This is a genomic window from Halogranum rubrum (genome assembly GCF_900114455.1).
GTDB lineage: Archaea > Halobacteriota > Halobacteria > Halobacteriales > Haloferacaceae > Halogranum > Halogranum rubrum.
Map to the genome: position 1 here is coordinate 20,397 of NZ_FOTC01000013.1, position 8,726 is coordinate 29,122.

At 55.4% G+C, this 8,726-nt stretch carries 7 protein-coding genes and 1 pseudogene; 4 read left to right on the forward strand and 4 right to left on the reverse strand.

The window, feature by feature from the left end:
* Positions 1-135 precede the first annotated feature (135 nt).
* Entirely contained in the window at positions 136-1,113 is a 978-nt protein-coding gene (locus BM083_RS22410; RefSeq protein ID WP_089872849.1) for an aldo/keto reductase, read from the forward strand.
* Between the two features lie 15 nt (positions 1,114-1,128).
* Here the strand turns inward: BM083_RS22410 and BM083_RS22415 are convergent, their stop codons facing one another.
* The gene (locus tag BM083_RS22415; RefSeq protein WP_089872839.1) at positions 1,129-1,839 is read right to left on the reverse strand and encodes a fumarylacetoacetate hydrolase family protein; all 711 of its coding nucleotides are present in this window, start codon (positions 1,837-1,839) and stop codon (positions 1,129-1,131) included.
* 110 nt (positions 1,840-1,949) lie between these two features.
* Between BM083_RS22415 and BM083_RS22420 the strand changes: the two genes are divergently transcribed.
* The 3 genes from BM083_RS22420 (at position 1,950) to BM083_RS22430 (ending at position 5,019) form a co-directional block, all read left to right on the forward strand.
* A complete protein-coding gene (locus BM083_RS22420; RefSeq protein WP_089872841.1) occupies positions 1,950-2,906 on the forward strand; it encodes a carbohydrate ABC transporter permease in 957 nt (318 codons plus the stop codon).
* Positions 2,903-3,796, forward strand: coding sequence for a carbohydrate ABC transporter permease (locus tag BM083_RS22425; RefSeq protein ID WP_089872843.1), 894 nt, complete (start codon positions 2,903-2,905; stop codon positions 3,794-3,796). Before BM083_RS22420 ends, BM083_RS22425 begins: the two co-directional genes overlap by 4 nt.
* Positions 3,797-3,861: 65 nt before the next feature.
* The gene (locus BM083_RS22430) at positions 3,862-5,019 is read left to right on the forward strand and encodes an ABC transporter ATP-binding protein (RefSeq protein ID WP_089872845.1); all 1,158 of its coding nucleotides are present in this window, start codon (positions 3,862-3,864) and stop codon (positions 5,017-5,019) included.
* 388 nt (positions 5,020-5,407) lie between these two features.
* On the opposite strand, the gene BM083_RS22435 is transcribed toward BM083_RS22430, so the two are convergent.
* From BM083_RS22435 to BM083_RS22445, 3 genes and pseudogenes are all read right to left on the reverse strand, one after another.
* A complete protein-coding gene (locus tag BM083_RS22435) occupies positions 5,408-6,532 on the reverse strand; it encodes a mannonate dehydratase (RefSeq protein ID WP_177197749.1) in 1,125 nt (374 codons plus the stop codon).
* A gap of 68 nt (positions 6,533-6,600) precedes the next feature.
* A complete protein-coding gene (locus tag BM083_RS22440) occupies positions 6,601-7,935 on the reverse strand; it encodes a glycerate kinase type-2 family protein (RefSeq protein ID WP_089872847.1) in 1,335 nt (444 codons plus the stop codon).
* Positions 7,936-8,522: 587 nt separating this feature from the next.
* Positions 8,523-8,726 (reverse strand): annotated as a pseudogene (locus BM083_RS22445) (tyrosine-type recombinase/integrase); the annotation flags it as partial.

Sequence of the window (8,726 nt, forward strand, 5' to 3'; positions counted from 1 at the left end):
TCTCACGCGCTTAGCTAGCGGGGTTCCACTAACTTCGGTGCCGAACTGACCCCCCCTATACACATCACTAATCTCAGTAATCTCTTCCCGGGTTGCCACCCAAATCTATTTAATACACCTTAGAAAGGTATGTGTGTGCAATACACGACACTAGGTAGTACTGGTATGGACGTCAGCCGCATCTGCCTCGGAGGTGCAAGTTTCGGGACGAGTCCAGTCCGTGAGTGGGTCCTGGACGAGGAGGAGTCACGGGAGATCATTGAGCATGCGATAGACCTCGGAATCAACTTCATCGATACCTCGAACATCTACTCGTACGGGGAGAGCGAGCGAATCATCGGGGACGTACTCACCGAATATAATCGTGACGAGTTCGTCATTACCTCGAAGGTGTTCCGACCGCTCGAGGAAGAAACTCCTAACTCTGGAGGATTATCCCGGAAAGCGATCGAACAAGAACTCGACGCGAGCCTCGAACGGCTCGGTATCGACACGATTGACCTCTACGAGATTCATCGCTGGGATGACCAGACCCCCATTGAGGTAACACTCAACGCTCTCGATGATTCAGTCCGGCGAGGAAAGGTTCGTTACCTCGGTGCGTGTTCGACTCGAGCGTACCAACTCGCGAACGCGCTTCACACGAGTGACAAGCTGGGGCTCGAGCCGTTTCGTGTCATGCAGAACCACTACAACTTAGCGTATCGGGAAGAAGAACGCGAGATGCTCCCTCTCTGTGACGAAGAGGATATCGCCGTGACCCCGTGGAGCCCACTCGCAAGGGGATTCCTCGCTCGACCGGCACGATCACTCGATAGCACGAAACGTGGTTCCGTCGACAGCCTCCTGTATAATCGTCCCTACCGGGAAGGTGGTGGCGAAGAGATTAACCAACGGGTTCAGGAACTCGCGCAGGAGAAAGGGGTCTCGATGGCTCAGCTCAGTCTCGCCTGGTTGTTCCACAAAGAGTGGGTCGACGCTCCCATTCTCGGAACAACGAGTGTTGAACACCTTGACGATGCTGTCGAGGCGCTCTCGATTTCTCTCACAAGAAGTGACCTTGAGTACTTGGAAGAACCCTATCAGCCCGTTCGAGAATCTGGCCTCGAATAACTCCACCCGAACCGACTACAGCGATACGTCGTGAGTCAGCGTACCGACCCCCTCTATTTCCACCTCGAACTCGTCGCCGTCAGAGAGCGGTGCCATGCCAGGTGGGCTTCCGGTCAGAATTACGTCCCCCGGTTCGAGCGTCTGGAACTGGGAGATGTCGGCGATCAACTCAGGAACGGAGAACACCAGCTCTGAGAGCGTAGAGGATTGGAACGTTTCTCCGTTAATACGTGTCTCAATAGTCGACTCCGATGAGACGTTCTCCGGAGAAACGACAGCAGGACCGAGCGGAGCCGCTCCGTCGAACGCTTTCCGTCGAACCATGTTCTCTACGGTCCGATCAGAGAGGTCATTCGCGCAGGTGTATCCTTCGACGACGCTCATTGCGTCCGACGTATCGATGTTTCTGCAGCGCTCGCCGATGACAACGGCGAGCTCTCCCTCAAAGAAGACGTCCTCGGCCGCTGGAAGAGTGACTGTTCGTCGGTGACCGGAAAGCGAGTTCGGTGTCTTCACGAACAGAATTGGTTCGTCTGGGTACTCGCTTGGGTCGTTGAACCCGCCACGGTAATTCGACGCGGCGCAAACTATTTTGGTCGGCTTGGCTGGGGAGAGAAACTCGACTGCGTCTGAATCGAACGTCTCTCCATCGGCCGTAATCGAGCCGTCGGTCATTTCTCCGGATCGTCGATTGCCATCTGGGTCGCTAAATCTTACGTATCCCATACTTCGGGAGTCTACTGTTCGAACTCAAATAGCTACTGATACCGGTGTACCAATCGGCTCCCTGTTGTACTATAGCAAACCTTTATTATTGACTCACACAGTCATAGTCCATGGCTAGCGAGACAACAGAGTGGACCGCCCACTCTACAGAACCAGCAGGGGTGAAAGACACGCTCGTTGAGTTCCTCTCGAGAAAGCGTGTATTGATGGCGTTGACATTACTTCCGGCGTTGAGCCTGTTCGTCATCATGATTGTTGTGCCCGTCGTATGGACCATCGCGGCGAGTTTTAATTCGATTTCGGCGTTCTCTCCGGAGTGGACGTGGGTTGGTCTCGAAAACTACCGAGTTGTACTCTCCGATCCACAGTTTGGAACCGTACTCAGCCGCTCCATCTACTTCGCGACCGGGTCAGTACTCTTGCAGCTAGTGCTGGGAACGGGAATCGCACTACTCATCAATCGGTCCTTCAAGTTGAACTCGGTCGCTCGGGCGGTCGTGATGCTTCCGTACCTTATTCCGACAGCTATCGTTGCGTACCTCGCACTGTGGATGCTGAACAGTCAGTGGGGGATCATCAATCAGCTTCTCGTTCAGGCCGGCCTCATCAACCAACACATCGCTTGGCTCGGCTCCCCGGAACTTGCGATGCTAATTATTATCCTCGTGAACAGTTGGAAGTTCTCTATCTTCGTGACGATCATGGTCCTCGCTCGACTGCAGGGGATTCCTACGGGATTCTACGAAGCCGCTCAAATGGCCGGAGCCTCCCGATTCCAACAGTTCCGTGATATCACGCTGCCGAACCTGAAAGGAGTCATTTTCATCGTACTCTTGCTCCGTGGCGTGTGGATGTTCAACAAGTTCGATATCATCTGGATCCTGACCGGTGGTGGACCGATCAATGTGACCACGACTGCGCCGATTTACGCGTATAAAACCGCGTTCAACCAGTATGCGCTCGGCCGGTCGGCGGCGATCTCGACGATTCTGTTCGGTATGCTTAGCGTAGTCGCAGCACTGTACTTCTACAGATTCGACCCATCGAAGGAGGTGCGCGTCGAATGAGTTCTGGACACAGCAACGATGACGGAGAAGAACAGTCACTCTTCTCCGCGATGACGTCGTACCAAACGAGAGGGAAGGCATACACGGGATTCCTTAACCTCCTCACGCTCGGGGCAGTCTTGCTCATCGCCTTCCCGCTGTTCTGGATGTTCAGTACCGCGCTTCGACCGGACGCAGCGCTGTACACGACGCCTTCATCCTTGATTCCGGAGACGGTGTCCTTCGAACAGTTCCGGACACTGTTTACGAACACGGACTTTCCGACCTACCTCCTGAACAGTATCATCCTCGCTGCCGGTGTCGTCGGGCTGACCACTACTGCAGCGACGCTCGGCGGATACGGCCTTACCCGTATCGACATCCCTCACAAGAAGTTCTTCGCCCGCACAATTATCTTCGGGTACATGTTCCCCCCGATCCTGCTCGCGATTCCGATGTTCATCTTCTGGCGGAAGCTCGGGATGATTAACTCCTACCCCGGTCTCATCCTCGCCGTTACTGCAACTTCGTTGCCGTTCTCACTCTGGATGATGTGGAAGTTCTTCCAGACGGTTCCAAAGTCTCTCGAGGAGTCCGCGATGATGGCCGGTGCACCTCGATTCCGTGCATTCTACGAGATTGCACTACCCATGGCGAAGCCCGGAATGATCGCCGTCGCGGTATTCTCGTACGCGATTGCCTGGAACGCATACACACTCCCGACGGTTTTGATGTCCGATTCGAGCAAGTGGCCGCTTACTGTCGGTATCCAGGCGTTCCTGCAGACGGACGCGATCAGCTGGGGAGCACTCATGGCCGCCAACGCCATCGCAGTGATTCCCTCCTTCCTGTTCGTGTTCTTCCTGCAGAAGTACCTGCTGCGCGGATTCCGCGCCGGAGGTGTTAAATAACCGTGGTTGGTAACACAGCCCAACCCGAACGCAGAGCCAACAATCAGACTACCCCATCAGAGACCATGAGTCAGACAACCTCAACCGCAAACAGCATCACGATCGACACGCTCCGAAAAGAGTTCAACACCCCCGACGGTACCGTCGTCGCCGTCGACAGCATTCACATTGAAATTGGGCCGGAGGAGTTCCTCACGCTCGTCGGGCCCTCGGGATGTGGGAAGACAACCACTCTCCGCTGTCTCGCGGGGTTAGAGACGCCGACCAGCGGCGAGATTAGATTGGGAAATCGAGACGTTTCCGATCTCCCGGCTAACAAGCGCGATTTCGCGATGATGTTCCAGAACATCGCACTGTACCCCCACATGAAAATCATCGATAACATCGCGTACCCGCTGAAAGTGCGTGGGGTATCCACGCAGGAGCGTCATGAGCACGCCAAGGAGGCGGCAGAAATCATGCAGATCACCGACCTGCTCAACAAGTATCCCGGCGAGGTCAGTGGTGGTCAGCGACAGCGGGCAGCGCTCGCACGGACGGTCGTTCAGAATCCGAAGGCGTTCCTGATGGATGAGCCGCTCTCTGACCTGGACGCGAAGCTCAAGGTTGAGATCCGAAAAGAGATTCAGCGGGTCCATCAGCGAGTAAAGCGTCCGACTGTGTACGTCACTCACGACCAAGAAGAGGCGATGACGATGAGCGACCGAATCGCCGTGATGAACAACGGCGGAATCGAGCAAATCGGCACGCCCAACGAGTTGTATAACGAACCTGCGAACCTCTTCGTCGCACAGTTCATCGGTAACCCCAGTATGAACTTCGCCGACGGGACCGTTGAGACTGTTTCGACAGACGGTGTTTCGGTGTCTGTCGACGAGCGAATCGTCGACCTGTCCCTCAATGCTGAGGCCGACCTGAGCATGGGCGACGAGGTTGTTCTCGGGTTCCGTCCGGAGACCGTCTCGCTCGACACGGCGGGGCCCGGATTCGAAGGCGAGATTACCCTGATCGAGCGTATCGACGACCGAATGCTTGCGACTGTCGAAGGAGATCTGGGCGAGATTCGTGCGACCGTCTCCGCCGACGACCCACTGAACGTTGGCGACGTCGTTCCAATTTCGTTCGACACATCCCATATCCACGTCTTCGACCGCGATACCGGCGAACACATTGCTTCGGGTGATCGACCCAGTACGAGACGAGCGAAGCGAGGTGCGGAGTAACACCTCTTCGAACGGCCCGAGCGCTTGTTTTCGGCCCAGTCGCTCGCGATTAACTGTCAGTATAGTGTTACCCGCAGTAATTGGTCGTCCCGGACGCTCCGGTCACGCGAGAACATAATTCGGGAGCGAGGTTACTGCAGTCGACTTCTCGAGACACGACTACTGTGTTCTCAACCACCCGAACCGCTCAACAGAGTAGCGTCGGGTTGGTGTGATCAAAATGGGGTACGCCATTAGGACACTATACTGACTCAGCGGTAGCCACCCTAGTGCCGTCTGGAGGGAGTTCAGTTCCTTCAGCATGGACTCTCGTCTCAACCCCGCCTGTGGCTGGCGGTCTCAGTGCTTCGTGTACTTGAAAAACAGATTTTGTTGGGAGGTCGCCGGCTCAGTCGTCGATTCCGGCTTCCGAACGGATTGCCTTGAGCATTCCCCGAAGATAGCCGATGGTAAATGCCCTTCCTCGGAACCCACCTGCAGGCCACTCCTTCTCGTTCGGGAGGTCGGGGACGTGGTCGGGCGTCATAACCCCGGTGAAACCCTCCTCATAGAGCGTCTTCATCACCTCGTACTCGTCAAAGTTGCTCTCCGGGTCGTCGATAAACGTCTCGTAGAACCCGGTTTCGGCGGTTCCAACGACATCTCGATAGTGTACGTAGACGATGTTTTCCCCGCCAAATCGTTTGATTACCTCCACAAGGTCCTCTCCCATTTCGGACCAGCATCCCATCCCCAGCTTGATTCCGTGATTCGGGCTTGGGTATAGCTCCATCGCGCGCTTGTGATTCTCGAAGTTCCGGAAGAGTAGTGGCACGCCTGCGATTTGTTCAATCGGAGGGTCAGTCGGGTGCAGGCCAAGTGTGACACCGTACTCCTCAGCGACCGGGATAACCTCCTGCAGGAAGAGTTCGTACGTCTCCCACATCGCCTCCTCGGTCAGTTCTCGGTCGGTCTCGATGACACGTGAACCCACCTCTTCAGGGTCTAGTGCTTGCGCTTCACCTCCACCGCGAATCTCGAGTATCGCCTCGTCAACCAACTCCGGATCGAACGCCGTTGCTTTCGCACCCCCCCGGAGAACCTTTGGGGCGGTCCGGCTCACACCAGTCGGTGGGTGACCGCTGTACCCTTGAACTGGGATGCCCGCCCGCCCAATGTTCTTAAGCGACTCTTTGACCACGTCGATTTTCTCCTGGGGGTTGTCATCAATGAGGATTCGATAGAGGTTGTACGGCAGCGTCTCTAATCCATAGAGTCTGAGCCCCGCAGCCTCAACGCGCTCGCGGAGAGCCGTCAGCTCCTCTAATGTCCATACCTCTCCCGTGGTAAGTGTGAGGTCGTACTCGTCATGGGGGTCGAATGGGCTGATGAGAACGTCCTCAATTCCCACCTGAGCAGCAAACTGGAGGTGTTCGTCGCTCAGTTCCTTGATTTGTCCAACCCCGACGCGCATCGGCAGGTCTTCGAACTGTTCGTAGGCACTCTGGGCAGCATCGTCTCTCTGTACACTCATTACTTCCTTAGACAGTTGACCGAGGCCGGTAATAAAGATGAGGGGGAGAACGTCTCAGATACCTTCCTTTAGGGCCCTGTTGGCCCCTCGACGACGACGATTCGGATGTCATTGACGTTCGTCCCGGTCTGCCCTGTCTTGAGGAGTGCATCCACTTGCTTGAGGGCTGGATAGGCATCGTTTCGTAACAACGCATCGCGGGCGGCAATTGGGTCGTCAACGCTGGTGTCGTCCACTATCGCACCTGCAGCGTCGGTCACCCCGTCGATTCCATCGGAATCGGCGCTCGCAACTACGACACCGTCTTCCTCGAGTTCGATTGCTGCGCTCAGCGCGAACTCTTGGTTCGGTCCCCCCACACCGTCACCCGACAGCGTTACGGTTGTTTCACCGCCGGATATCAGCACTGCAGGCGGTTCGATGGGCCGCTGCGTCGAACGTATCTCTTCTGCAATCGCGAGGTGTGTCTTCGCTGCCTCACGTGCCTCGCCCCTGATACGCGTGGACAGAATCATCGGGTGGTATCCTCGGTTCCTCGCCTCGGCCTCCGCTGCGAGCAGCGCGCTTTCTACATCACCGATGACATGATTCGAGACTGAATCGAAACGCGTCGACGAGGCAGTAGGTGTCTCGTCGACGGTTCCTGCTATCCCCGCTTCTAACCGTTCCTGCACGCGGTCGGACACAGAGATTCCGTAACTGTCGACCACCCGTTGTGCTTCTGCGAAGGTTGACGAATCCGGGACTGTCGGTCCACTCGCGATGGCACTGAGGTCGTTGCCAACGACATCGCTCACCACCACCCCGACGACGGTCGCAGGCATAGCACGTGTCGCCAATTGGCCTCCTTTGATTCTCGATAGATGCTTTCGGACGACGTTAATCTCCACGATCGACGCACCACTCGACAGAAGTGATTCGGTCACCATCTGTAAATCCTCCAGCGTAACTGAGGGTGCTGGTGCCGTCAGAAGCGCACTCGCGCCACCTGTAATCGGGCAGAGGACTAATGTGTCCTCTGAGACCTCATCGAGCAGTTTCAGCAGTTCCTCCGTCGCCTCAACGTTTCTCGCTGTCGGAACGGGGTGGTCACCTTCGAAAACCTGGATCGTGGATAGGGACGTTGGAACGTCAGTCACGACGATTCCGTCGTCGATTCGGTCGGAGAGGAGTTCCTCCAGTCCCTTCGATAGCACTCCTGCGGCGTTCCCACCTCCAGCGACGACAACCCGGTCGAAGCTATCGACGTCGAATGACGTATCCAGAATCGATAGGGTTCCGCTCTCGTATCGGACGGTTTGGTTCAACGCACTCAGGGGGTTTGCTGCCTCCAGAGCCGCTTCGAGGCAGGAACAAGCCGTTGCTCGTGGTTGAGTCGTGGCTAGTCGGGGTCGGTCAAACATGGTACGACAGATGGAACCGGCTAACAAAAGCCTATCTCGGGCGGTGATTATTCGGGATTCAGCACGTCTAACCTCCCGTAGAATCACGCAAGCGGCATCGTACAATATGTGTACTGACGCTGTCTATATACGGACGAGTAGGTCGTGGTTGACAAGACTGCTAACGAATCCACCGACATAATATTGTGCTATTAACACAAAATAGAGCGGTACAACGTCAGCACTTGGTGTAACATTTTCAAGGATTCTGGAGCTAATTTGGCGGCTTCTATCCTTCACTTTATTACTAAGACACACCATCATGTGACGAAAATTTAATTCGATTAGCTAAATTATGTGTCTATAGTCTTTCGATTGTAATCAAATAGTCGGTTCACTATCCTAATTGAGACTATATCAAAAAGTCCCTGACTTTCAAGATATAAGTCAACTGCTTCGATATATCTTGGGTTCACCGTCTGATAATGATTCCTCAATATATTTTGAGGATGGTACTCTACTATGACGTGCAATGCCTGCATCAAGTGCTTGACAGACAAATGCTAGCGTAAGAGGCCACCTAGGCAGTGACATTTATATGCTCTAACTCACTCCCCGAACGCCTCAGCCAACTGTTCGCGCATAAACTCCCGACGCACCCGCCGCGACCGCGAGTCCGAGAGATAGTTCTGCATCACGACTTGGGGGTCGCTACTACCTTGCTCTGCGGCGATCTCTTCGACGCCTTCGAGCACGCCTTCGAGGACTGCCGTGTACGTGTCGTACCAGAAGCGACGACACAGCTGTGGACT